Origin of the sequence: Vibrio sp. SCSIO 43086 (genome assembly GCF_051132235.1) — a bacterium.
In the GTDB taxonomy this organism is placed as follows: Bacteria; Pseudomonadota; Gammaproteobacteria; order Enterobacterales; family Vibrionaceae; genus Vibrio; species Vibrio diabolicus.
Genome location: NZ_CP072678.1, coordinates 873,493 through 896,175, shown reverse-complemented (window position 1 = coordinate 896,175; position 22,683 = coordinate 873,493). Strand labels below are relative to the sequence as shown.

26 protein-coding genes are annotated in these 22,683 nt (G+C 45.2%); 17 read left to right on the top strand and 9 right to left on the bottom strand.

Going from position 1 to position 22,683, the window contains the following annotated elements:
- Positions 1–338 precede the first annotated feature (338 nt).
- The 3 genes from J8Z23_RS20180 to J8Z23_RS20170 all read left to right on the top strand — a co-directional run bounded on the left by J8Z23_RS20180 (position 339) and on the right by J8Z23_RS20170 (position 3,260).
- Entirely contained in the window at positions 339–1,319 is a 981-nt protein-coding gene (locus J8Z23_RS20180; protein ID WP_434635834.1) for an OmpA family protein, read from the top strand.
- Between the two features lie 136 nt (positions 1,320–1,455).
- Positions 1,456–2,325 (top strand): LysR substrate-binding domain-containing protein, encoded by an 870-nt coding sequence (locus J8Z23_RS20175; RefSeq protein WP_434635833.1) that lies wholly within the window; start codon positions 1,456–1,458, stop codon positions 2,323–2,325.
- A 161-nt stretch (positions 2,326–2,486) separates the two neighbouring features.
- On the top strand, positions 2,487–3,260 hold the full coding sequence (locus J8Z23_RS20170; protein WP_434635832.1) for a phosphotransferase enzyme family protein: 774 nt from the start codon (positions 2,487–2,489) through the stop codon (positions 3,258–3,260).
- Here the strand turns inward: J8Z23_RS20170 and J8Z23_RS20165 are convergent.
- Positions 3,257–4,132, bottom strand: coding sequence for a LysR substrate-binding domain-containing protein (locus J8Z23_RS20165; protein WP_434635830.1), 876 nt, complete (start codon positions 4,130–4,132; stop codon positions 3,257–3,259). The two genes, J8Z23_RS20170 and J8Z23_RS20165, sit on opposite strands and share 4 nt — an antisense overlap.
- A 256-nt stretch (positions 4,133–4,388) precedes the next feature.
- Here J8Z23_RS20165 and J8Z23_RS20160 point away from each other — a divergent pair, with 256 nt between their 5' ends.
- Positions 4,389–4,625 carry a hypothetical protein gene (locus J8Z23_RS20160; RefSeq protein WP_005395322.1) on the top strand — a complete coding sequence of 79 codons (237 nt, stop codon included), beginning with the start codon at positions 4,389–4,391 and terminating at the stop codon, positions 4,623–4,625.
- Between the two features lie 77 nt (positions 4,626–4,702).
- Here J8Z23_RS20160 and J8Z23_RS20155 read toward each other — a convergent pair whose 3' ends face one another.
- Together J8Z23_RS20155 and J8Z23_RS20150 are read right to left on the bottom strand one after the other, a co-directional pair.
- Positions 4,703–6,199: a peptide MFS transporter gene (locus J8Z23_RS20155; protein WP_005395321.1), complete on the bottom strand. Its 1,497-nt coding sequence runs from the start codon at positions 6,197–6,199 to the stop codon at positions 4,703–4,705.
- A gap of 333 nt (positions 6,200–6,532) precedes the next feature.
- Positions 6,533–7,903, bottom strand: a complete 1,371-nt coding sequence (locus J8Z23_RS20150) for an L-serine ammonia-lyase (RefSeq protein WP_053808123.1) — start codon at positions 7,901–7,903, stop codon at positions 6,533–6,535.
- 131 nt (positions 7,904–8,034) lie between these two features.
- Between J8Z23_RS20150 and J8Z23_RS20145 the strand changes: the two genes are divergently transcribed.
- Positions 8,035–8,877 carry a YdcF family protein gene (locus tag J8Z23_RS20145; protein ID WP_434635829.1) on the top strand — a complete coding sequence of 281 codons (843 nt, stop codon included), beginning with the start codon at positions 8,035–8,037 and terminating at the stop codon, positions 8,875–8,877.
- Here J8Z23_RS20145 and J8Z23_RS20140 read toward each other — a convergent pair.
- Together J8Z23_RS20140 and J8Z23_RS20135 are read right to left on the bottom strand one after the other, a co-directional pair.
- On the bottom strand, positions 8,867–9,523 hold the full coding sequence (locus J8Z23_RS20140) for a hypothetical protein (protein WP_124007490.1): 657 nt from the start codon (positions 9,521–9,523) through the stop codon (positions 8,867–8,869). The two genes, J8Z23_RS20145 and J8Z23_RS20140, sit on opposite strands and share 11 nt — an antisense overlap.
- Positions 9,524–9,772: 249 nt before the next feature.
- The gene (locus J8Z23_RS20135) at positions 9,773–10,039 is read right to left on the bottom strand and encodes a putative hemolysin (protein WP_005395313.1); all 267 of its coding nucleotides are present in this window, start codon (positions 10,037–10,039) and stop codon (positions 9,773–9,775) included.
- A gap of 278 nt (positions 10,040–10,317) precedes the next feature.
- On the opposite strand from J8Z23_RS20135, the gene J8Z23_RS20130 reads away from it, so the two are divergent.
- Entirely contained in the window at positions 10,318–10,836 is a 519-nt protein-coding gene (locus J8Z23_RS20130; RefSeq protein ID WP_199804205.1) for an NUDIX hydrolase, read from the top strand.
- 436 nt (positions 10,837–11,272) lie between these two features.
- On the opposite strand, the gene J8Z23_RS20125 is transcribed toward J8Z23_RS20130, so the two are convergent.
- From J8Z23_RS20125 to flgA, 4 genes are all read right to left on the bottom strand, one after another.
- Positions 11,273–12,019, bottom strand: coding sequence for a lytic transglycosylase domain-containing protein (locus tag J8Z23_RS20125; RefSeq protein ID WP_301577207.1), 747 nt, complete (start codon positions 12,017–12,019; stop codon positions 11,273–11,275).
- Positions 12,000–12,437, bottom strand: coding sequence for a flagellar export chaperone FlgN (gene flgN / locus J8Z23_RS20120; RefSeq protein WP_006741304.1), 438 nt, complete (start codon positions 12,435–12,437; stop codon positions 12,000–12,002). Before flgN ends, J8Z23_RS20125 begins: the two co-directional genes overlap by 20 nt.
- A 20-nt stretch (positions 12,438–12,457) precedes the next feature.
- On the bottom strand, positions 12,458–12,739 hold the full coding sequence (gene flgM, locus J8Z23_RS20115) for a flagellar biosynthesis anti-sigma factor FlgM (RefSeq protein ID WP_006741305.1): 282 nt from the start codon (positions 12,737–12,739) through the stop codon (positions 12,458–12,460).
- A gap of 135 nt (positions 12,740–12,874) precedes the next feature.
- A complete protein-coding gene (gene flgA, locus J8Z23_RS20110; RefSeq protein WP_006741306.1) occupies positions 12,875–13,672 on the bottom strand; it encodes a flagellar basal body P-ring formation chaperone FlgA in 798 nt (265 codons plus the stop codon).
- A gap of 77 nt (positions 13,673–13,749) precedes the next feature.
- On the opposite strand from flgA, the gene flgB reads away from it, so the two are divergent.
- The 11 genes from flgB to flgL are packed head-to-tail and all read left to right on the top strand — an operon-like array spanning position 13,750 to position 22,682.
- Entirely contained in the window at positions 13,750–14,112 is a 363-nt protein-coding gene (flgB, locus tag J8Z23_RS20105) for a flagellar basal body rod protein FlgB (protein ID WP_005395306.1), read from the top strand.
- Positions 14,113–14,114: 2 nt separating this feature from the next.
- A complete protein-coding gene (gene flgC, locus J8Z23_RS20100; protein ID WP_005395305.1) occupies positions 14,115–14,549 on the top strand; it encodes a flagellar basal body rod protein FlgC in 435 nt (144 codons plus the stop codon).
- Positions 14,549–15,232, top strand: a complete 684-nt coding sequence (gene flgD / locus J8Z23_RS20095; RefSeq protein WP_005395303.1) for a flagellar hook assembly protein FlgD — start codon at positions 14,549–14,551, stop codon at positions 15,230–15,232. The genes flgC and flgD overlap by 1 nt, the downstream gene beginning before the upstream one ends.
- 27 nt (positions 15,233–15,259) lie before the next feature.
- Entirely contained in the window at positions 15,260–16,456 is a 1,197-nt protein-coding gene (flgE, locus tag J8Z23_RS20090; protein ID WP_046873843.1) for a flagellar hook protein FlgE, read from the top strand.
- Positions 16,457–16,468: 12 nt separating this feature from the next.
- Complete coding sequence (gene flgF, locus J8Z23_RS20085) at positions 16,469–17,200, top strand: flagellar basal-body rod protein FlgF (protein ID WP_006741308.1); 732 nt, start codon at positions 16,469–16,471, stop codon at positions 17,198–17,200.
- Between the two features lie 27 nt (positions 17,201–17,227).
- Positions 17,228–18,013, top strand: a complete 786-nt coding sequence (gene flgG / locus J8Z23_RS20080) for a flagellar basal-body rod protein FlgG (RefSeq protein WP_005395297.1) — start codon at positions 17,228–17,230, stop codon at positions 18,011–18,013.
- Between the two features lie 32 nt (positions 18,014–18,045).
- Entirely contained in the window at positions 18,046–18,717 is a 672-nt protein-coding gene (gene flgH, locus J8Z23_RS20075; protein WP_005395295.1) for a flagellar basal body L-ring protein FlgH, read from the top strand.
- The gene (locus J8Z23_RS20070; protein ID WP_031780462.1) at positions 18,717–19,838 is read left to right on the top strand and encodes a flagellar basal body P-ring protein FlgI; all 1,122 of its coding nucleotides are present in this window, start codon (positions 18,717–18,719) and stop codon (positions 19,836–19,838) included. The genes flgH and J8Z23_RS20070 overlap by 1 nt, the downstream gene beginning before the upstream one ends.
- A gap of 10 nt (positions 19,839–19,848) precedes the next feature.
- Positions 19,849–20,397, top strand: coding sequence for a rod-binding protein (locus J8Z23_RS20065; protein ID WP_005395292.1), 549 nt, complete (start codon positions 19,849–19,851; stop codon positions 20,395–20,397).
- Positions 20,398–21,771: a flagellar hook-associated protein FlgK gene (gene flgK / locus J8Z23_RS20060; RefSeq protein WP_005395291.1), complete on the top strand. Its 1,374-nt coding sequence runs from the start codon at positions 20,398–20,400 to the stop codon at positions 21,769–21,771.
- An 11-nt stretch (positions 21,772–21,782) separates the two neighbouring features.
- Complete coding sequence (flgL, locus tag J8Z23_RS20055; protein ID WP_005395290.1) at positions 21,783–22,682, top strand: flagellar hook-associated protein FlgL; 900 nt, start codon at positions 21,783–21,785, stop codon at positions 22,680–22,682.
- Position 22,683: the final 1 nt, after the last annotated feature.

The window sequence follows — 22,683 nt, the reverse complement described above, 5'->3', positions numbered from 1 at the left end:
TGTCGATTCTTAAATTTGAGAATATGGGTTTTTATGGTGATTTGCGTCACAGAAAACTGGCTATTTTGTGATATTCTCCGCAACGAATTGACTATGGCTAAACCAACGCAACGAGACTTTATTTCTCGGTTGGGTATGCGGATGAAGCTCATGAATAGATGGTCTTGAGGTTATCTTTCTCCGTTTTACGTCATTGGCGTTTGAATATCATTTTTTGATTCTTTCCTACGCTATTTAGCTATTTCTGTTCGAAGAAAAGAGAAAGTTACGGCTTCATATTTTACGGCAGTATGCTGCCTCGATGTGTTGCTTTGTGTACAAGAAAAAGGAAAAGAATAATGAAAAAAATCGCTATAGCAGTGGCTACTGTACTTGCTGGTGGTGTGATCTCAAACGTTGCACTTGCTGACACTTACATGGGCGGTAAAGTAGGTTACAATTCTCTAAATGATGCGTGTTACCTAAACGAACCTTGTGACGACGACAGTTTTGCTGCATCTATGCACTTGGGCTACAGCTTCAACGAGTACGTTGCAGCAGAGTACGGTGTTGATTACCTTGGTGACTTCACTGCAAACTTCAAAAAGCCGGGCCTAAACACCGTTGACGGTGATCTTTGGGCGTTGACTCTTGCTCCTAAATTCAACCTACCGCTAACGGATTCTTGGAATCTATTCGCGAAAGTTGGTGCTGCATACATGATGGCGGGTGACGAAAAAGATTTCGTACCAACAGGCTCTCTAGGTGCTGAGTACAAAATCAACTACAACTGGAGCCTACGTGCTGAATACCAACGTTACCAAGATATGTCTGATGACGTGATTGAAGATATGGATGCAGATTTCTTCGGTATTGGTTTTAACTACAAGTTCGGCTCTGAACCAGTAGTTCAAGAAGAAGTGGTTGAGGAAGTAGTAGAAACACGCCCTGCAACACGCATTGTTGAGCATGTTTACCCTGCTCAAACAACAGCGACAGTACAATTCGACCTAGAAAGTGCAGAAGTGAAAGATGCATCGACCCTTTCTGGTACCGTTGATCTGATGAACACTTACCCACAAGCTCAAGTTGAGATCACGGGTTACAGTGATACGACGGGTTCTGCTGCGTACAACCAGCAACTTACAGAAAAACGCGCGAAAGCCGTTGCTGACGAGTTCCAAGCAAAAGGTATTGCGGCTGAGCGTATGACAGTGAAAGGCATGGGTGAAGCTAACCCAGTAGCAAGCAACGAAACACGTCAAGGTCGTCAAATGAACCGTCGTGTTGAAGTAGTTGTCCCTGCGTTTGAATACCAAACCACTGAGAAAGCAGAATAATTCCTGCTTAAGAGACAGTTCCAAAAGCCAGCGTGTATCACGCTGGCTTTTTTGATCCCGCTTAACAAACTCAGCACTTTCATCAATTTGTCATCACCAGTTCATACCATGGCTACTGAGTATTTGGGAGAGTGTTATGCAAAGTTTACCGCCGCTTAATTTGCTCCGAGCGTTTGAAGCCACGGCGCGATTACAGAGCTTCACTAAAGCCGCAGAGGAGCTAAATGTGACCCGTGCGGCCGTCAGTCAGCAGGTGAAATCGCTAGAACTGCAGTTAAATGCAACATTATTCGAGCGCAAGGGTACGCACCTTACGCTGACCAGCTCAGCAAAAGAATACTGGCCGGTGGTTAACCATGTGCTTCAAACCTTATCAACCTCGACCCATCATTTATTTACTCGCCCACAGAACAAGCAAATTACCTTACATGTCGCCCACAGTTTTTGCTCGCAATGGCTAATGCCAAGGCTGGCCGATTTTCAGCGTCAATTTCCAGATGTTTCCTTTAAGATCTCGACAACCGCGAATACGGTTCCAAACGCCAGTGCGATTGCAGATATAGAAATTATTAACGGAGATGGCGATTGGCAAGAGCAACAAGCTATTCAGCTTACGCAAGAAAACTGGATCGTTGTAGCAAGCCCCGGCTTTATTCAGTTAAATCCGATTGATGACCTCACGAAGTTGTCTCACACACCTAAAATTTGCACCGGGGGTTATCATGAATCTTGGCAGGTATGGTTTGCGTACCAAGGTTATCAAGGCAAGGTGAGCAAAGTGATAGCCGAATTTGAACATTCATTGCTTGCTATTCAAGCTGCAACCAATCAACTTGGTATATTGCTGGTGAGAGACTTTCTTGTTGAGGATGAGTTACAACAAGGGATATTAGTGCAAATCGGAGATTGGGGTATGCCTAGCTCCGGCGCACACTATATGATGGTTAGAGCATCAGAAAAGTCACACGTAAACACCTTTGCCCAATGGTTAATACAAAGCCTTTGATGTTTTACGGTCTATTTTTACAGCGGTACTTATTCTTGCGATTTACCTAACAAAATGCGCGGTTTCTTATAGGGTCAGTCAACCTTCTCTAAAAGCTTTGAGTGTATGATGATCTAGCTTTACGTTATCTGATGCGCGATTAATCCACACAGGATACTGTTATGGAAACAATGCAAGGCGGTAGAGAAAATGCCATCTATCGAAAAGGGAATTTGATATCTCGTCCTGCCAGTTATTGGACGATGACTATCCATCAGATACTTACCTATCTTCATTCACGAGGCTTTACGGCATGCCCTAAAGCGGTTGGTATTGAAAAAGGAAAAGAGTGGGTTAGCTATGTCGAAGGAGAGACTTACAACTATCCATTGATTGGCAACATTGCTTCTGTTTCCGCGCTCCAATCTGCGGCAAAAATGTTACGCGATATGCACGATGCATCTGAGGGTTTCCTTAAGCAATATCAAAATGAAACGCTGCACTGGATGCTGCCACCACGAACACCACAAGAGGTGATTTGTCATGGTGATTTCATGCCATATAACGTGGCACTCCGTGGAGAGTTTGTCGTTGGTGTGTTTGATTTTGATACGGCGCATCCGGCGCCAAGAGTTTGGGATGTCTCTTTTTCGGTCTATGGTTGGGCACCATTTAAAACCGATGAGCACGATAAAATGGGCTGTTTGGAGCAACAAATTCAGCGTGCAAAACTCTTCTGTGACGCTTATGGGTGTTCGAGATTGGAACGGGAAGAGCTGGTGGAGGTGATGATACATCGACTCTCCGCGTTAGTTGATTATATGAGAGGGGTTGCATTTCAAGGTGATGATAGGTTTCAAGCGAACCTAGAAGATTGTCATCATACCGCTTACCTCAACGATATCGAGTACCTAAGAAAACATAGACAAGTCATCACCCTAGGGCTTTTAGGTTAGGGCTGGGTGATATCTTTAATGACATTGAATAACCACAGGTTTATCGGGGCTTGCTGTTGTGAGCGACGACAGCTCATCACGTAGCGAACATCAAGCTCTAACCCGCCAGGAAGTGCGATACTTCGGCAGCCCTTAGGCACATGTCCACTCATGGTTATACCAAAATGATCCGTTTGTAGGAGCACTTTTTGAATCATCGCAGGGTGTTCAATTTCTACCTTAGGTGTGGTTCTGAACCCCATATGGTTGAGCCTTTCCAACAACGGGTATCGGTAGTCGTTCCATCCCGGCGTTTTGAAAAGTAAAAAGGGGTAGTTTTCTAGCTCTTGGAAATGTTGAGCGGGATGCTCATCTCGAACAAAAAATACGGCTTTTCCTCGACCTAGTTCGTTTTGAATAATTGACTGTGGAAGATCCTCATCAAAATAATGAATCGCAATAGCGTTTTCACCCTCAGTTAATCGCTTTTTCGCGTCGCTACCCCAACGTAAACAAGAGAACTTTGCTTTTGGGGCGTGTTTTAGTAATTCTAAGTAAAACTTGTCACCAAAGTAATCCCAAAACAATGTGTTCGCATAAATAGTGATCGAGCCGTCAAAATGAGCGGGTGAAAAACTCTGCGGTTTGATGGAATCAATACTGGTGAGGATTTGTTCAAAATGTGGCATGTTCGCTTCGACAAAAGCGGTCGGTTCAAAGCCATTTTTAGTTTGAATGAACAAAGGATCATCGAGCTGCGCTTTCATTTTTGTCAGGTTTTTGCTGATTGAACCTGATGTCTTTCCGAGTGAATTTGCCACCAATCGGACGCTACGTAACTCATACATCCGTTTTAGTACCAATACGTTTTGAATGTCCAGATTAATGCTCATACATCGTCTCATTTATCTTCTGCCGAGAAATCATATCTCTGAATTTCTGAATAAAAGACAACGTTCGGTCAATTTAAGCATGCTGTCGTATCTTATGGTTTATTGAAGGCGACGGTGGACAGCAAATAGGCTTGGTCATATCAATTTAGTGGTTTGGATTTCCATTTGGTAAATGATGACTTTCCTCGTATGAACACGTTTCTGTTGTTACAGTTTTTTCATCGAAAGAAGGTAAGAACAAAAACAGAGGTGACGTATGAAAAAATTAATCGCACTTGGTTTGATGGTTTGCTCAACAAACATAGCATTAGCTGGTGATGGGTCATACACGGGCACGATTGATATGACGATGGCTACGAAAAATCAGGTCGACGTCGAGCGCGCAGATTCTCAACTGACGTTGAAAGGTCGAAATGAAACGGCCTATGGCGGGGTAATCATCCAAACGGATGCTGCTACACAAAAAATCGAACTTCGTGGTCGACGCGATTAATCGAACATGTTGTTGTTAAGAAAATGCCGCGAATATCGCGGCATTTTTTATATTTTGAGATAGGTAAATCATCAAACTCAGCTTTGAACTTCAACCCCAGCTTCGATCTCGACTGGTTGCGCTTGAGTATCGCTTTCTTTCGCCGCATCAAGCATTTTGCGAATAATGAGTGACGCTGCCATTGCGATAGCGACCATCACGACAGCAAGGACAGTGAGTAATTGGAAATAATCACCATATACGTTTTGTACAATGTCTTGTGTGATGGTCTGTCCTTTCTCTAACGCGATAGAGGTTGAAAATGCAGCACCAATAATACCGCTCAATGCGATTGCCACAGAAAATAGGCTAACAGAGAAGTTTTCGATGTGCTTCGGCGCGACGGAAAGAATAAACGCTACGACCATCGAACCCACGATGACTTCTGCAATCGCCTGGAAGAAGTGAATAGCGAGAAAGATTTCTGGCATGATCACGACATCTTCACCCACGGTAGTCACGGCAAACGTCAAGATACCAAACGCTATCGCGGTCAGTACAAATGCCAAGGCGATTTTTGTCGCGGTAGAGAGGTAGATATCGCGCTTTTCCAACAACCCAAAAAAGCCAGCTACGATAGGACCACCAACCATACACCAAAGCGGGTTCATTGCCATTGCTGCTTCTGGTTCGAGCGGAATAAAACCAAATAGAGAGCCTTTTAATGTGTTGATAGCAACCATGTTCATCGAGGTCATCATTTGTCCGTAGTAAACAAAGAAACAGGTTGTCAGCAAGGTCACAATTAAGATGGTCCCCATCTTCAAAGACTCAGCTTTGCTTGCTTTAAGCATCAGAGATATGAAGTATGCGATCGCCGCCCCTCCGATGGCGTATACGATATTTTGGCCAATATCCATGTTTGAAAACATGAAAAATACCAACGCGATCATTGCCAATGAAATCAATGCAAAAAGTACCCAGTTTTTTAAACTTACGGTTTTTTGATCAAGCTCAGAGGCTACGCCAACAAGATCTTTGCGGAATACCAATAGCATGATCAATGCCGCTGCTGCCATAACAGCAGAGATGGTAAAACCGCCATTAAAGCCGATCACAAGGACAATCATTGGGAACAAATATTGACCTAAAAAGGCGCCAACATTATTCACTGAATAATTGATTGGGTATCCTTTTTCAAAATCTTCTTGTGATTTGAACGTTCGTTTATAGAGGCTAGGGTAAGAGGGTGACATCAGGCCGCGGCCATAACTGGCGAGCGCAATACCACACATTGAAAGTGGAACGTTAGAAGCAGAAGCCCCCAGCACGAGTAATACGTAACCGGATGCAAAAGCGAAATATGCGATAGAAAGTGAGCGATAAGCGCCTAAAAACTTATCTGCAATAAAGCCGCCCGCAATCGCGAAAAGTGGCCCGATCGCCGAAAAAGCACCAACGATCATCATCGTATCGGCTTCGTTGTAATTTAGATCCTCTAGAAAAAATCGAGTTAGACTTACTAATACACCGTAAAATGATAAGCCAAACATCATTTGGCAGAACATCATGGATTTATTGAGTTTATTCCACATAATTTTGTACTCACATTAGCGGAGAAAGGTAGGTATTGTTATTTCTATTAAATAGTAATGAAACGAAAGATTGAGTATTGAAATAATTGTCGCATAACGTGGAAATGCTGCACTATATTTTCTAATGCTTATATGGCTAAATGCTAATGTGTTGTTCTAGATCAATTTGAATAAAGCAGTGCTTAATTCTATTTTTGTTTAATTTTTTTGTATTTGTTACTAATTGAGACCGAAGGGGGTTTATAGGATTACTGGTAAATAAAAAGAGGTCTTGCGAGAAAGGAAATTGCTGACGAAGTGCATCGCCAGCAATGATATAGCGGGCTTATTTGACTATTCGCATGGCGGTGCCATATGAATAACGGCCAAGCCACCTAAGGAAGTTTCACGGTATTTTTTGTTCATATCTTTACCAGTTTGATACATGGTTTCGATAACTTTATCTAATGAAATAAGGCATTTGCTCGTGCGCTTTAATGCCATACGTGAGGCATTAATGGCTTTCATTGCGCCCATGGCATTTCTTTCAATGCAAGGTACTTGAACCAAGCCGCCGATCGGGTCACAAGTCATTCCTAATGAATGCTCCATCGCAATTTCCGCAGCAATACAAATCTGCTCGTTACTGCCGCCTCTGAGCGCCGTTAAACCAGCGGCTGCCATGGATGAAGAAACCCCGACCTCTCCCTGACAACCCACTTCGGCGCCGGAAATTGACGCGTTAGTTTTGTATAAGATGCCGATAGCGCCAGCGACTGCAAGAAAATCTTTCAGCTGTTTAATATCAAGCTCTTTGATGAAGCGATGGTAGTACATCAATACCGCCGGAATCACCCCTGCAGCGCCATTAGTTGGAGAAGTAACGACTTGTCCTCCAGCTGCATTTTCTTCGCTAACCGCAAAGGCAAAGAGGTTAATCCAATCCATGATCTCCATTGGATCATTCTCAACTGCAGCGTTGGCTTCGAGCTTCTTCAAAAGATTTGGTGCACGACGAGTGACATTGAGACCACCTTCTAAAATCCCTTCCGTATCGAAACCACGTTGCATGCAGAGCGACATCACTTTCCAAATTTGTTCTGCTCTTTGGCTAATTTCTTCATCTGAGCGGAATGCCAGTTCGTTTTGTAGAATCATACCTCCCAAACTAAAACCGTTAGTCTCGGCTTTTTCCAGCATCTCATCCGCTGATGTGAAAGGAAATGGTACCGCGACTTCATCTTGTTGCGTGCCGTTTTCTAGTTCGTGAGCGGTGGCGATGAACCCACCTCCGATGGAATAATAAATTTCAAACGCCACTTGGTCTCCCGCAGCGTCTAGTGCAGTAATCGTCATTCCGTTTTCATGCAGGGGAAGGTTGTCACTATGAAAGACGATGTCATGGTCGTAGCTAAACTCAATCTGGTGCGTACCAGCGAGCAGCAGCGTGTTGTTGTCTATAGTATTTTGTAGCGCACTTTTAGCGCTACTCATTTTGATGGTATCGGGTTTATTTCCCATCAAACCAAGGACAGTGGCTCGGTCTGTGTGGTGCCCTCTACCAGTGAGCGATAATGAGCCATAAAGGTCCACTTGCACCCGATGCACTTTCGCCATAGAGTCGCTAACTAGTTGAGTGAAATGGAATCCGGCAAGCATAGGACCATTAGTGTGGGAGCTAGAAGGCCCGACACCAATCTTAAATATATCGAAAATCGACAGCATAATTGACTTCCTTTAGCAGTGAACCTTTATAAAGGTCTCTAGAACAGTGTTGTTAACTAGATGTTAAAGCCTGTAGGCCGGGAGTGAAAGAAGATTTTTGTAACACTGCCAACTAAGCGCGAGATTTTGAAATGAAGTTAGACAATGTGGTCATTGTTTTAGGTAAACGCCTCGTCAATAGCAGATTGACCGTTGAAGGGGTAACAAGAGTCGAAGCCTTATCTAATACGATTGCGTCATTGCCGACAGAGCGAACGGCGATTATTTTTTGTGGTGGATTAACGCAAGGTCAACGCATTTCTGAAGCAGATGCAATGTACAGTTATTTTAAATCTCTAAATGCGGCCGCTGTGCATCCGTTCCCTGAACATCAAGTACTTTTAGAAAATCGATCTTTGAATACGTTTCAGAACATGCGTTACGCTTCTCGCATTTTGTGTGATAGTGGTTTGTTCCAGTTATGGTCAGCGCGCCCGGTTGAGGTCACCTTGTTGTCGAATGACTACCACCTTGAGCGAATCATAGAAATCCAAACCTTGATGGATGAGCAGGGATTATTACGAGTACTAAAATCTGAGTGCGCCTCCATGGGCGTTACTCTCAACTTACCCTTGGATATCAACAAACATATCAGCGTACCATACCCACATAAAGGGCCTGTGGCGGCGGCATTTTTATTACTGGATGAACTCACGACTTACCGAGTTTATTTAGAAGGGGTCAAGCAGGGAGCATTTTTACGAGACTTATCGGTTGTCCGAAAGAAGCCGCTTATGATCGCGAGACATGCCATTCAGCAATTGCTCGCTTTACCACTCGATAAAGATAGTTTGCAACAGATTGAAGATATGAAAAAGGCTATCGAAATGACGGCCTTGGATGAATCTGTAGGAGCTGCGGAACAAGCGTTAAGGATCGTTCATCCGATATTAACTGCATTGAACCGCCGCTTGGATCCTGAGTCTATTCATTAAGTTCGCGTTTTGTACGGACTGCGCTCAATGCGATCAAACAGTAGCAAAGGAGTTCCATGCCTTCTTCCGAAATATTCTTAACATCACGGATGTAGTTCTCGTCCATCACTTGTTGCCAAAAACTGCCCATGCCATACAAGCGAGAGAAGACCAACAATAGCATCACGGCACCAATTAACAGTTTCATGTGGGGCACCGTTAAGATAGTCGCCATTTCGTTCATGGTACCTTTACCACCTTGGTAAGCTTTGGCGCAAGCCAGTGCGGTTACAGCTAGCGCAGGGAAAACCCAAGAACCATGACGAATCATGTCTGTCCAATAGTCTGTTTCACGAATAATGAGCACCGTGAAAAAGCCGGCAATCAAAATGGCCGCATGCTTTAGCTGAGGCTGTTGTTTAGATAGGCTAAAAAATGACCATGATGCAATCGCGAGCATCACAAGCTGGAGTGTTTCTGTTATGGAAAGCTCACCAAGGCTTGAACCCAACACGACATAATCAAGGCGAAGACTGAGGTTAACGAGAATACTGATAGCGACAATCATCAATGCACTTAAACTCGATTTATAAATGATGCGCTTTGACTCTTCAGTAACAACGTTGCTTGGGGCTGACTCGGCTTCTTTTACTATTTGTGTTTTCATCTTGCTCACCTGTTCCAGAAAATGTGGAAGAAATGTGAATTAGTGTGATCTGTGTTTGGGATTTTATTGTCCAAGTGGAAAGTTATGTCAGAGGAATGTCAAGAATAGAACACTGTTCGATATAGTATCGATGTGCGGTAAAGTCAGAGGTATGCAAAAATGAAGTGAGAAAGTTTTGATAAATCAAATAAAAAAGGAGCCTAAAGGCTCCTAAGTGATAGAGGGAATCTGACGTGTCGACAAAAAAATTTAGTAGTCGCCACTCTCACTTTCTTTATGATTGTCGCGATAGTATTCCCATTGCTCGACACGATTATCGTCAGACAGCACGCAGTAAGTCACACGTTCGCCATTTTCCGAAACGGTATCCAACTCACCACCTTGCTGAACACAGTAAACGGCTGCAGGATTTGCGACGGAGGTATACTCAGTCGAGCGAGTGGCACCTTCGTAAGTTGAACAACCAGCCAGTACCAACGTTGCAGCCATAGCCATCATTAAATTTGTCTTTTTCATTCTTTATCTCCGCATGGGGTGGGCGAGTATTGTATTGATTATAGGCAACTTTCAGAGATTATTGTCTTATCGATGTTAAAAGTAAGAGGGACGTATAAGAATTTAGATATTCTCATCTTTTACTGGTTATCACGTCACACTTCTATTTGTTTCGGATTGTTACGAAGGTTAGAACCGTTGCGTTCAAACCAATGTCTTGAACGCATTTGGACCGACAACGATGATTTAAAGCGTGAAGTTCGGTAATATGCGCGCAAAACATGACAGTGGTATTTTCGATGAGACACTTAAAATCGATCGTTCATCCGGACATTGAGCACTTGGACGACAAAATTATTTTTCAGCGCAATGCGGCACGCGCCATCGTACTAGATGGTGAAGATGTGTTGTTGCTCTATACAGAGCGTTACCATGACTACACTTTGCCAGGTGGTGGTATTGATGATGGTGAAGATGTGATTGCTGGACTAGTTCGTGAACTAGAAGAGGAAACCGGCGCGCAGAATATCCATGGTATTAAGCCTTTCGGAATCTTTGAGGAGTTTCGTCCTTGGTACAAAGACGACGCTGACGTAATGCACATGGTGTCGTATTGCTATACATGTAAAATCGATCGTGAGTTAGGCGAAACGGCTTATGAAGACTATGAAGTTAAAAATGGAATGCGTCCAGTATGGATGAACATCCACGAAGCGATAGCGCACAATGAAAAGACCATGGCAGAAAGCCCAAAAAAAGGTATGAGCATCGAGCGCGAAACGTTTTTGCTTCAGTTGATTTCTAAAGAATTACTATAAATAACTTAGCTCGCCTCATAGTGACTTACCCACTCGTTGCTCTGTTGATAGGTCAGCTTTTAAATCGATAAAAAAAGTCCGGACTCCCCCCCGGAACCCGGACTTATTCCAGACGCGCAAGCGAAGCGTCATCTTGATATTTTAAATTTGTTTCGAACTATGAAAACAATAGCTGTTTTACATTTAGTGTGTAAATAATTATTAGGTCCAACCATTGGTTTTCATGTTTTTTGCAAACGCAATGTGACGCATATCTACCCAATTGGCAAGCGCAATTTGGGTATCTTTTAATAAACCACTACTCTTTCTTATCTTTGAGATACCTTACCTCAACTTTTTTGCACACGTTTGCATAGAGATCACGAGTTTTCAAATTGGCTGAACACGATCTTGTAATTTTACGTTTTTCTGACATTGGATTTTGTCGTGATTTTTATCACAAATTGACCAACGGAGGTAGTGGACTAAAGTCGATCAGCGGTTGCGAAACCATCGGAGCATCTGAAGAAAATAAGAGTAAAGGTTGAAATGATGAGGGTTGTAACTGACCGATATCTATCAACTTTTCCAGCGCGAAGAATCGACTAACGTATTGGCGAGTCTCTTTAGGTAGTGTGAGCTTCTGGAAGTCGTTACTGCCTGCTCGCTGAATAGCGCGTGCGACACGCCCTTCGCCTGCATTGTAGGCCGCTAATGTCAGCGCCATGTTTTGATCGAATTTGTTGTATAAAAACGTCAGATACTTGAGTGCTGCAGCTGTGCTTGCTTCTGTATCAAAGCGATCGTCTTGTTTTGTATCTACAGTCAACCCGAATCGTTGAGCGGTTGCTGGTATCAGTTGCCAAAGTCCGGCGGCGTTGGCATGAGAAACGGCTTTGGGGTTGTAAGAGGATTCCAACATTGGCACTAAGGCTAGACTCTTTGGTAAAGAGTGGCTTTGCAGTTGTTTGAAAATATGATGAATCACCGGGCTGGATGAATCGAGACGTTTGGCAATTTGTGGTTTGTATGGGGCTAAAACTTGATATTGCGTTTGAATATCAGCTGGGCTTGGTTTCGCCTGGCAGGTGATTGAAAGGCAGGATAGTAAGGCGATAAAAATAAAAAGGCCTACAGTACTCAGCCGAGATGGCGACTGAATCTGTAGGCAAGACGAACATCGTTTAGAACGATTTATCTTCATAAGTGTGTTGCACAGGTTGTTTGAGTTGACTGACCAACTCATGGAACGCCGCAGAGCTGTGGCCATTGCTCTGATTGTATTGTTGGCACTGACTTACCAACGTTTCCAATAGCGCCCATTGTTTTCTAGCTTGCATACCTATTTGGGCAGGCAAAGCATTGAAAATTCGTTTTACGCTGGCGTCATTACACGCTAACCCCAGCTCTCGCATACACTGGCTTCTATCACTGGCTGAGCGGCTAAGTTTATTGAGTATTGGCATTTGTTTCTGAACATTATTGCTCAGTGCCTCACCATCAAACTTTAAGTACAACGTTTTTTGCTGTTGAAGCAAAGGGATAAGTTGTTGATAGAGCTTGATATCCTCAGGTATTGAGCGAATAAATTGTTGAATTCGCTGCGATACTGCGCTTGCCATGATCTCTTCCTAGTGTGTTATTACTCGTGACCTGTATGGAATTGCATGATCGCCTTTGATAGTGCTTTGGTATCTAGGCTAAGTTCGCCACGCGCTAATGCGTTACGTACTTGTTCTACTTTTTCCATATCAACATCAGGTAGTGATGCCATTTCAGCTTGAGCGCGATCTATCGCTACGGTATTCGCTTGAAATGCAGGCTCGTGTACTTTGCTCTGTTCGACGACGTCGACAGGCTGTTTGCTTGCTTGCTGTAATTTTGTTTGTGGGACATGACCGCCCGCGACTTTGTCGATTTTCATGCTGTGGTCCTCATCATCATGTTCTAAATTAAGTAGGCGGTTAGGATGTGATAAACATTAAATATTTTTTTTGTACTCGAAATTCAGTGTTACTGACGAGAGCCAAAATTAAAAAATGTTACTCTGAGTCCAAAATCAAAATTGAGTATGAACCTGGTTTAACCCGGTTACGACAGCTCTAATGACCTTGCCAGAACTTAGGTTTTCTACTTCAATTTGTTGCCCTTTCGCACCATCTTCTAAGGCGACTCCTTTCGTGCTGGCGCTAAATCCATTTTTGCTCGCAATCACTATGACCTCATTGCCTTTTTCGATTAAAGGTGGAGCCGATAAATTGGATGGGTTGACCACTTGCCCTGCACGTAAACGGCGAGAGGTTTCTAAGCCTATTGCTTGTCCTGGGCGAGTATAAAAATCGTCTTGTCGCGAGATGGTGCGCGTTTCCAGTTTAACGTGCTTGGCAGTCACAACTTCATTTCGACCGACCGTGGTTGTGGCAACCAAGACAGGCAGTGTCAGAGAAGATTTTATCGTGACGTTAATTCGCCAGGGTGAAGCGATGTCATCGCAACTTACTGAGCGCTTAAGGTTTCCAACTGGCAACGCTTGATTGTCGCGACCAGTGATGACCAGAGGCGACTCACACTCAGGTAGGTGATTCGCCGAGCCTGGTACCCACATGTCGAAATCCAGTTGGTATTCTCCCCACTGGTTAGAGTGAGCATTTTGGGCCACTTCTTGTTTGAAATGCTCTGCTACAACGGATTTTATCTCCTCAACGCTTAGGGTTCTGCCAGAGGTGTTGGCGAAAGTTTGCCCTGGTATTAGAGCAAGCAGAGTTAGCATTAATGTTGAGGAAGTAAGCACTTTCCCCTTGCTTTTAATGCTTTCCGTGAGCCGGAAGTTTGGCTTCCATCCTTGTTTGTAAATCATTGATATATATAGCTATTTTTTATGGCACGCATCTTGTTTGTATGTTGGCGTATTCGAGCCAACTGTAAGGAAGATGCATGGCGATCACATTTGAAAATGCTTTAGGTGTACATCCAGAGGCACTTAATTTTCGCGTTCAGCGTACCAAAGTCCTTGCCAGTAACCTAGCAAATGTTGACACCCCTGGGTATTTGGCGAAAGACCTAAGTTTCACCACCGTAATGAACCAGGTGGCTGCAGGCGGTGTGAACAAACCAGTGCCTAAGTTTCAGGTTCAGGCCCAATACTCGGTGCCTTACCAGAACAGCAAAGATGGCAACACTGTAGAACTGGGTGTTGAACAAGCGAAATTCACGCAAAACAACATGGACTTTCAAACTAGCCTGACGTTTCTCAACATGAAATTTAATGGCTTAACGAAAGCGATTGAGGGACGTTAATTATGTCATTCACTGATATTTACTCGATCACTGGATCCGCGATGACGGCACAAACTGTGCGTCTTAACACGGTCGCCAGTAACTTAGCTAACGCGGACGCGGTGTCTGCAAATCCAGATGACGCTTATAAAGCGCTGAAGCCCGTATTCGCGACTGTGTACCAAAAAGCGCAGTTGACAACGGAAAACGGGGTTTATCCCAATGCTGAAGTTCGCATTGTTGACGTTGTGAAAAATGCGGGAGAAGCCGAGAAACGCTTTGAGCCAAACAACCCGTTGGCCAATGGTGAAGGTTATGTGTATTACCCAGATATCGATGTCGTGGCTGAAATGGCAGACATGATGTCAGCGACACGTAGCTTCGAAACCAATGTTGAAGTGTTATCAAATGTGAAAAGTATGCAGCAAGGTCTGCTTAGATTAGGGCAGGGCAGTTAATGAGTCTCGCACAATATACACCTTTATCGTCTGATGCTCCGGTGAGCACTAAAGCAAAAGAGAACAATGGCATTGCCCCAAATCCTAAAGATATGAACAGTGCTTCTTCATTAGAGAACGAATTCATTTCTTTGATGGTGGCGCAGATCCAAAACCAAGATCCACTTAACCCACTTGATGGCACGGAATACGTTGGTCAGTTGGCTCAATTCTCTCAAGTTCAAAGTACCGAGAATATGTCCAAGACAATGCAACAGAGCATGATTCTCCTCGACAACATGCAAGTGCTATCGACAGCGGGGCTCGTAGGACAAACTGTTTACGTCAATTCCAAAGAATTTGAGCTTGGTGAAGGCGTTCAGAACGGAAAAATCGAACTGGCTCATAGCTCAAACCAAGTGACGTTAGTTGTGAAAGATGAGTTTGGTCAATCTACTAAAGTGCCATTAGGTGCTCACGGCAAAGGTGACGTCGACTTTTCAATTAATCCTGAAGAACTTGGTCTTAAACCAGGCAAATACTCAGTGGCAGTAGAAGTGCAAGAAGGGCAAGCAAGTCCAAATGTGCTCATGGCTGGCACTGTTGAGCAAGTGCGTATTCCAAATACTGGCGGCGCAGCATTAGTCAATGTCCATGGCGTTGGCAACGTTCCTTTCTATCAAATCACTCAGTTTGGTGCTTAACCAAATAGGGAAATCAGAGGTCTTTTTATGAGTTTTAACATCGCACTAAGTGGTCTGGACGCGACCAACACAGAGCTAAACACAATCAGTCACAACATTGCCAACGCATCAACGTATGGTTTTAAAGGTGGCCGCACAGAATTCTCCGCAGTATACAACGGCATGCAACCTGGTGGTGTAGAAGTCGCGTCAATTTCACAGAACTTCGACAAAGACGGCAGTATCTCAGGAACTGGCCGTGCGATGGACTTGGCGATCAACGGTGGTGGCTTCTTTGTCACTAAAGACAACATGGGTCAAACGCTATACACGCGTTCAGGTGTATTCGCGACAGATAAAGATAACTTTGTTACCGCTAACAGTGGCGCAAAACTGCAAGGTTACAGTGTGGATAGCAACAACAACCTGATGACAGGCTCTGTGGGCAATATCCAAGTATCTACGTCATCACTGAATGCAAAAGCGACAGACGGTCTTGATTTTGTTGCAAACTTTGATGCAAGTGCGTCTGCCATTGATAAAACGGTAACGCCGTTTAATCCGGACGATCCAAACTCATTCAATTCGTCTTACACCACAAAAGTCTATGACTCGCTGGGTAACTCGCACACGGTAACCCAGTACTTCACTAAGACCGCTTCTAACTCTTGGGAAGTGAATGTTCAAGTGGATGGTGGCGCAACACCAGTGACAACGGTACCAGTAACGTTTGACAAAGACGGTTCGCTTTCTTCACCGACGGCTCCGTTTAATGTTTCATTCCCTGCGGCAGGCGCAAACGCGATGAGTGTCGACATTAACTTGAAAGGCAGCACGCAGTTTGGTGCTAAATTCGGCGTAAGTACTAACAGCCCGAACGGTTACACATCCGGTGAGCTTGCAGGTGTACGCGTTGAAGGTAATGGCATGGTTTACGCGACCTACACTAACGGCCAATCACAGCTGCAAGGTCAAGTTGTACTTGCAGACTTCGCCAACACACAAGGTTTAGCAAAAGTGAGTGGTACGGCGTGGACTCAAAGCTTTAGCTCTGGTGCGCCAATCATGGGTGTCCCTGGTTCAGGTACGTTGGGTGATTTAACCCCAGGTGCGCTAGAAGGTTCTAACGTTGACCTAACCAGTGAGCTTGTGGCGCTTATGACCGCACAGCGTAACTACCAAGCAAACGCGAAAACCATCTCTACCAGCGACAAGCTAACTCAAGCTTTGTTTAACGCGGTGTAATGGGAGTTTTGCATGGATAGCTTGTTATTTACTGCAACGTCAGGTGCGAGTCGAGTTCTTAAGGCTCAGCACGTGCGTTCAAACAACTTATCAAACGCTGATACTGCTGGCTTTCGAGCGGATATGGAGCGCGTGCGCAGTGTAGAAATGCAAGGCCCAGGTTTTGATGGTCGCACTATGGTTGTGACCAACTCTGCCTCAACGCGCTTTGATTCTGGCGACATTATGAAAACGGGACGCCCGTTGGATGTCGCCATCATGGGTGAGGGTTATCTTGCTGTTGAAACCCCTGCGGGTAACGAAGCGTACACGCGAGCGGGCAATATCCAAGTCGACACTTTTGGTGCCATGACCATCAATGGTTTCCCTGTTCTTGGTGAAAATGGGCCTTTGGTTGTGCCTGATTATCAAAAGATTGAAATCAGCGAGCGTGGTCAAGTATCCGTGATTCCACCAGGTGGTGGCGCAGAAATCGTCGCTGGAACGTTGAAGTTGGTTAAACCAGAAATGAACCAACTTCAAAAAGAGAGTGACAGCCTACTGCACAGTGTAGATGGCGTGCCATTCGCTGCCGATGAAACGGTGCAACTTTCTCCTGAGCACATTGAGGGCAGTAACGTATCTGCCATTGATGAGTTGATTAGCGTGATGTCGTTAACGCGTAACTTCGAGATGCAAGTTCGCATGATGAAAACGGCCGAGACGTTGGCACAAGCTGGTAATAAATTAATGGCGGCGAGATAAGTCTCGCCCCGCAAGGAGTAATAAAAAATGCATTCAGCATTATGGGTAAGTAAAACAGGCATGGCAGCGCAGGACACGAAGATGACTGCCATTTCTAACAACCTAGCGAACGTAAATACAGTTGGCTTTAAGCGTGACCGAGTTGTATTCGAAGACCTTTTCTACAGCATTCAGCGTCAACCTGGTGCTCAAGTAGACCAAGTTAACGAATTGCCAAGTGGTATTCAGCTAGGTAGCGGTGTTCGCGTAGTTGGCACGCAAAAAGTGTTTACGCAAGGTAACACTCAAAATACAACACAAGAGTTGGACCTTGCCGTTATGGGACAGGGTTTCTTTCAAATCGAAAACTCGGATGGACAGATCATGTACACACGTAATGGTCAGTTCCATGTCAACTCTGAAGGCTTGATGGTTAACAGCCAAGGCTTGCCGTTAGAGCCACAAATTCAGATCCCAGATAATGCCTCTTCATTCTCTGTTGGTGTTGATGGCACGGTAACAACAACGACGGCCGACGATCCAACGCCACAGCAGCTTGGTCAAATCACTCTCGCAAAATTCATTAACCCAGCAGGCTTAGAGGCCGTGGGTGGTAACTTGTTCCGTGAAACGGAAGCCAGCGGCCCGGCAGATGAACTGATTGCTGGTGAAGATGGCGCAGGCCTCATCAAGCAAGGTGCATTGGAAGGTTCAAACGTACAAGTAGTGGAAGAGATGGTCGACATGATCACGACTCAACGTGCGTATGAGATGAATGCGAAAGTGGTCTCTGCTGCAGATGACATGCTGAAGTTTGTTTCGCAATCAATGTAAGTATGAAATTGGTGATGATGAAGGAAAAAGCAATGAAATGGCTTTCTAAGAGTTGGGCAGTAGCCGCCGTGTTGCTGGTGGGATGTGCCGGCCGTCAGGAATTTATTCCGCCTGAGCCAAATGCCGAGGAATATGCACCACCAACGCTCGATTACACGTTGCCGGAAACCCAGTCTGGTAGCCTTTATCGTCACCAATACACGATGACCCTGTTTCAGGATCGTCGTGCTTACCGAGTTGGCGATGTGTTAACGGTTCAACTATCAGAAGAAACCTCATCGAGCAAAAAAGCGGGTACTAAGTTTGGCAAAAGCTCAGCGGTTAATTTCGCGGCGCCGACCATAGGAACGAAAACGTTCGATGAGCTAGGGGTTAGTGTCGATGGCAGCCGCAACTTTGATGGCAGCGCTTCAAGCTCACAGGGCAACAAGCTGCAAGGTGCTATCACCGTAACGGTACACGAGGTGTTACCTAATGGTGTATTGCGTATCAGTGGCGAAAAATGGCTGCGCCTTAACCAGGGAGATGAGTTTATTCGTCTCACTGGCATTGTTCGTGTGGATGATATTAATCGCAGCAACCAAGTTTCTTCTCAACGAATTGCTGATGCACGAATTACCTACGCAGGTCGCGGAGCTCTGGCTGACAGCAACGCAGCCGGATGGCTAACTCAATTCTTCAACAGCCCATGGGTACCTTTCTAATGAAGACAATGCAATCTTTCTTTACGTCTTTCCTATTGGTGTTGACCTTGGGATTACCAACCACTTCACATGCTGAAGTGGAAATTCCGATCATGGACTTGGTCGATGTACGCGGCATTCGAGAAAACCAATTGGTTGGTTATGGTTTGGTGGTTGGCTTAGCTGGCCAGGGTGACCGAAACCAAGTGAAATTTACTTCTCAATCTATTACCAACATGCTCCGTCAGTTTGGGGTTCAAATTGATGACAGTATGAACCCTAAGCTACGAAATGTGGCTTCTGTAAGCGTGACAGCAACCGTTGATCCAATGGCGGGCCCTGGACAAACTTTGGACGTGGTCGTGTCTTCAATTGGTGACGCGAAAAGCCTCCGTGGCGGTACGCTATTGTTGACGCCTTTACGCGGTATTGATGGTGAAGTGTATGCCATTGCACAAGGAAACGTCGTGGTGGGCGGTTTATCTGCAGAAGGGCGAAGTGGCTCCAAAGTCGAAGTTAATACGCCAACGGCAGGTCGCGTTCCGAATGGTGCGACGTTAGAGAGAGAAATCAAAACTGATTTCAACCAGCGTGATGAAGTCACCTTAAACCTGCGTAAACCAAGCTTCACGACGGCAAAAAATATCGCGCGTGAAATCAACAACACTTTTGGGCCTAACGTTGCTGTTGCGATCAATAAAGCGCGCATTGATATGCGTGCACCAAAAGATACCCAACAGCGCGTAGTGATGATGTCGATGCTTGAAGAAATGAGCGTCGTGGAAGGCCGCAAGCCGGCTCGAATTGTCTTTAACTCTCGTACGGGAACGGTCGTGATCGGTAAGAGTGTCAAAGTGAGTGAGGCAGCAGTGAGCCATGGCAACTTAACCGTGCGAATTTCTGAATCACAACAAGTCAGTCAGCCAAATGCGTTTGCAAATGGCGATACGAAAGTCGTTAACCAAACGGATCTTGATGTGAACGAAGATTTAGCTCAAATGGTAATTTGGCCTCCAGGCACGGAGCTCAACACTATTGTGACTGCGGTAAACAGCTTAGGTGCCACACCTACTGACTTGATGTCTATCCTGCAAGCACTGAGCGAAGCGGGTGCATTGAACGCTGAATTGGTCGTGATTTAAGGAGTTAAGGATGAAACTAGACAGTACCAATGAACAAACTCAACTGAATTCGATGCTGTATCACGACAACAGCGCACTTGCCAACATCAAGCAGAGTCGAGATCAGGAAGGCGCGCTTGAAGTAGTGGCGGGTCAATTTGAGGCGATGTTTTTACAAATGGTGCTGCGTCAAATGCGCAGCAGCAGCGATGTTCTAGCGGATAAAGACAGCCCGTTTGCAAGCCAGCAGCAAGGTGTTTTCCGTGATATGTACGATGGGCAACTGGCAATGGAACTGGCAAAAAAGCAGAGCTCAGGCATTGCCAATATGCTCATCCAGCAACTTAGCCCCTCTATGCGCGAAGTCGCCTTTGATGCTGCGCGTAACATCTCATCTGCAAACGATGGTAAAGGTGCGAATTCTGAATCTATCTCACAGCTTGATGCTAACGAGATTGAGGGGAACTCAAGCTTATTTAATACCGCCTCTCAAGCCGTCGCCTCTGTAAAACAGGTGCTCGGTGAGGCCGGTATGACTACCGCGTTTTCTCAGCCGTTGATCAGGAAAATGGAGCTGTAAATGAACCTAGTTAATATTGCCCTTTCAGGTTTAGGCGCGAACCGCGTGGCCTTAGACGTAACGGCACAAAACGTGGCGAACGTGAATACTGTGGGCTACAGCCGTCAACAAGCGTTGATGGCATCAGTTGATGACGGAAAAGCCAACCGCTTAAGCCCTGGTTTAGGGGTAGAGGTCACCAGCATTCGCCGCGTTACAGACCAATTTCTGATTAAGCAAACGTGGTCCACTAACAGTATGGCGGCGTACGCTTCTGGCTACACCAGCAACATGAGCCAATTGGAAAATACGCTAGGGGCCGATGGCTTCAGTATTTCTGCTGGTTTGGACTCTCTAAACGCTGCGCTTAACGATGCTACGGTTAAGCCTGAGTCGATCCCTTACCGTCAACAAATCATCAACGAATCTGAAGCGTTGGCGCGCCGCTTTAATACGTTGACCGAGTCTTTGCACAACCAACACAAAGATATGAGCGACCAGCGTAATGCGGCACTCAACCACGCGAATAGCCTCATGGAAAACATCGCGAAGGTAAACAAGCAGCTGGTTGAAATGCAAGGAACAGGCGGCAACCCATCGCAACTTATGGATGAACGAGATAAATTGATCGGCGAGTTATCTCAAACCATCGAAATCAGAACAACAGAACAGCCTGACGGCAGTGTTCAGGTAACGTTGACCTCTGGTCAGCCACTTGTGATGGGCACGGACCATGGCAAACTCGCAGCCGTTCCAGATCCTAGTGACCCTTACGTAGCAGACTTACACGTAACATTCTCAAGCCAAAGTTTTGCGATTGGTGACTCTCTTGGTGGCAAATTAGGTGCGATTAACGATTATCAAACCGATGTATTAAAACCAAACCAATTGGCTTTGAATGACATGGCGAAAGCATTAGCGGATGAATACAACGCTGTGCTCGCTACTGGACAAGATTTAAATGGTAACCCAGGTAAACCATTGTTCAGCTACGACCCTGCCAACCCAGCGGCAAGTTTGGATATCACTGAGTTGACTCCAGGTGAGCTTGCGTTTTCAAGTGATGGTACGCCAGGTAATGCGGATGTATTGCAGTCGTTGATTAATTTAAGCAACAAGCCTGTTTCTGTGACTGGCTATGGCTCAGTGAGTTTGAATGACGCATTCAGTTCTATGGTGGGTCAAACCGCGATTAAAGCACGCCAAGCAGACGCCGATTACCAAGCTAAGTTAGCCATGAACAAGCAAGCACATGCGGCTCGTGACAATGTGAGTGCCGTTAACAGTGATGAAGAAGCGGCTAACTTAATGACGTTTGCTAATGCACACAATGCCAACATGAAAGTGATCAGCACAGCGAATCAGCTGTTCGATTCTGTATTGCAGTTATTCTAAAGGAAACCCAGATGCGAATCAGTGACAATCAATTTAGCCAAATGATGCTGCAAAGCCTGCAAGGTAACAATGCAGGTCTGGGGCACGTGCTACAACAAATGACGACAGGTGAGCGTCTAACTAAGCTATCTGACGATCCAATGGCATCGATTAAGCTGCTTAATTTGGATCGTGAAAACAGCGCCATCGCCCAATATCAAAACAATATCGCAAACGTCAAAACCACGCTTTCGAGTCAAGAAACTCATTTAGACTCAGTGAAAGAGAGCCTAATGAGCATGCGTGATATTGCATTATGGGGTGCGAATGGCTCACTGACTGATCAAGACCGTACCGGTATGATCACTGAGCTAAAGAGCTATCGTGATTCAATTGAGTCGTCTTTCAATGCTCAGGATGAAGAAGGGCACTACCTATTTTCAGGCACCAAAACTGACACCCCTGCTATAAATAGCGCAAGCGGTAGTTATGTCATCGAGGGCAACAGCGATAAACGTGTCGTGACGATTGCGAAAGGCGTAACGATGGATTCCAACATGACGGCAAAGGACATTCTGGACCTTGGTGGCGGCAAAAACGTACTGGATCAAATTAACAATCTAATTACAGAATTTGAGAACCCGAGTCCGAATTTCCAAGCTGAAGTGGACGCAAGCCTGAGTGCCATTGATGATACGTTGGCAAGCGTACTTGGCACGATGACGGAGATTGGTGGCCGACACAATAACCTAGATTTGGTTGGCGGTGCCCATGGTGAGAATAAACTGTTCGTCGATAAAGTATCAGGTGACCTCTCAGCTCTGGATTACGGTGAAGCATCGGTACGCTTGAGCAATTACATGGCGGCTTTGCAAGCAACGCAAGCGAGCTATGTAAAGATCAATGATCTATCGTTGTTTGACCGTCTATAAG

Bases quoted from the DNA above. Each gene is read 5' to 3' on its own strand.
- J8Z23_RS20180 (WP_434635834.1), top strand. From the start codon at position 339: ATGAAAAAAATCGCTATAGCAGTGGCTACTGTACTTGCTGGTGGTGTG.
- J8Z23_RS20175 (WP_434635833.1), top strand. From the start codon at position 1,456: ATGCAAAGTTTACCGCCGCTTAATTTGCTCCGAGCGTTTGAAGCCACG.
- J8Z23_RS20170 (WP_434635832.1), top strand. From the start codon at position 2,487: ATGGAAACAATGCAAGGCGGTAGAGAAAATGCCATCTATCGAAAAGGG.
- J8Z23_RS20165 (WP_434635830.1), bottom strand. From the start codon at position 4,132: ATGAGCATTAATCTGGACATTCAAAACGTATTGGTACTAAAACGGATG.
- J8Z23_RS20160 (WP_005395322.1), top strand. From the start codon at position 4,389: ATGAAAAAATTAATCGCACTTGGTTTGATGGTTTGCTCAACAAACATA.
- J8Z23_RS20155 (WP_005395321.1), bottom strand. From the start codon at position 6,199: ATGTGGAATAAACTCAATAAATCCATGATGTTCTGCCAAATGATGTTT.
- J8Z23_RS20150 (WP_053808123.1), bottom strand. From the start codon at position 7,903: ATGCTGTCGATTTTCGATATATTTAAGATTGGTGTCGGGCCTTCTAGC.
- J8Z23_RS20145 (WP_434635829.1), top strand. From the start codon at position 8,035: ATGAAGTTAGACAATGTGGTCATTGTTTTAGGTAAACGCCTCGTCAAT.
- J8Z23_RS20140 (WP_124007490.1), bottom strand. From the start codon at position 9,523: ATGAAAACACAAATAGTAAAAGAAGCCGAGTCAGCCCCAAGCAACGTT.
- J8Z23_RS20135 (WP_005395313.1), bottom strand. From the start codon at position 10,039: ATGAAAAAGACAAATTTAATGATGGCTATGGCTGCAACGTTGGTACTG.
- J8Z23_RS20130 (WP_199804205.1), top strand. From the start codon at position 10,318: ATGAGACACTTAAAATCGATCGTTCATCCGGACATTGAGCACTTGGAC.
- J8Z23_RS20125 (WP_301577207.1), bottom strand. From the start codon at position 12,019: ATGAAGATAAATCGTTCTAAACGATGTTCGTCTTGCCTACAGATTCAG.
- flgN (WP_006741304.1), bottom strand. From the start codon at position 12,437: ATGGCAAGCGCAGTATCGCAGCGAATTCAACAATTTATTCGCTCAATA.
- flgM (WP_006741305.1), bottom strand. From the start codon at position 12,739: ATGAAAATCGACAAAGTCGCGGGCGGTCATGTCCCACAAACAAAATTA.
- flgA (WP_006741306.1), bottom strand. From the start codon at position 13,672: ATGATTTACAAACAAGGATGGAAGCCAAACTTCCGGCTCACGGAAAGC.
- flgB (WP_005395306.1), top strand. From the start codon at position 13,750: ATGGCGATCACATTTGAAAATGCTTTAGGTGTACATCCAGAGGCACTT.
- flgC (WP_005395305.1), top strand. From the start codon at position 14,115: ATGTCATTCACTGATATTTACTCGATCACTGGATCCGCGATGACGGCA.
- flgD (WP_005395303.1), top strand. From the start codon at position 14,549: ATGAGTCTCGCACAATATACACCTTTATCGTCTGATGCTCCGGTGAGC.
- flgE (WP_046873843.1), top strand. From the start codon at position 15,260: ATGAGTTTTAACATCGCACTAAGTGGTCTGGACGCGACCAACACAGAG.
- flgF (WP_006741308.1), top strand. From the start codon at position 16,469: ATGGATAGCTTGTTATTTACTGCAACGTCAGGTGCGAGTCGAGTTCTT.
- flgG (WP_005395297.1), top strand. From the start codon at position 17,228: ATGCATTCAGCATTATGGGTAAGTAAAACAGGCATGGCAGCGCAGGAC.
- flgH (WP_005395295.1), top strand. From the start codon at position 18,046: ATGAAATGGCTTTCTAAGAGTTGGGCAGTAGCCGCCGTGTTGCTGGTG.
- J8Z23_RS20070 (WP_031780462.1), top strand. From the start codon at position 18,717: ATGAAGACAATGCAATCTTTCTTTACGTCTTTCCTATTGGTGTTGACC.
- J8Z23_RS20065 (WP_005395292.1), top strand. From the start codon at position 19,849: ATGAAACTAGACAGTACCAATGAACAAACTCAACTGAATTCGATGCTG.
- flgK (WP_005395291.1), top strand. From the start codon at position 20,398: ATGAACCTAGTTAATATTGCCCTTTCAGGTTTAGGCGCGAACCGCGTG.
- flgL (WP_005395290.1), top strand. From the start codon at position 21,783: ATGCGAATCAGTGACAATCAATTTAGCCAAATGATGCTGCAAAGCCTG.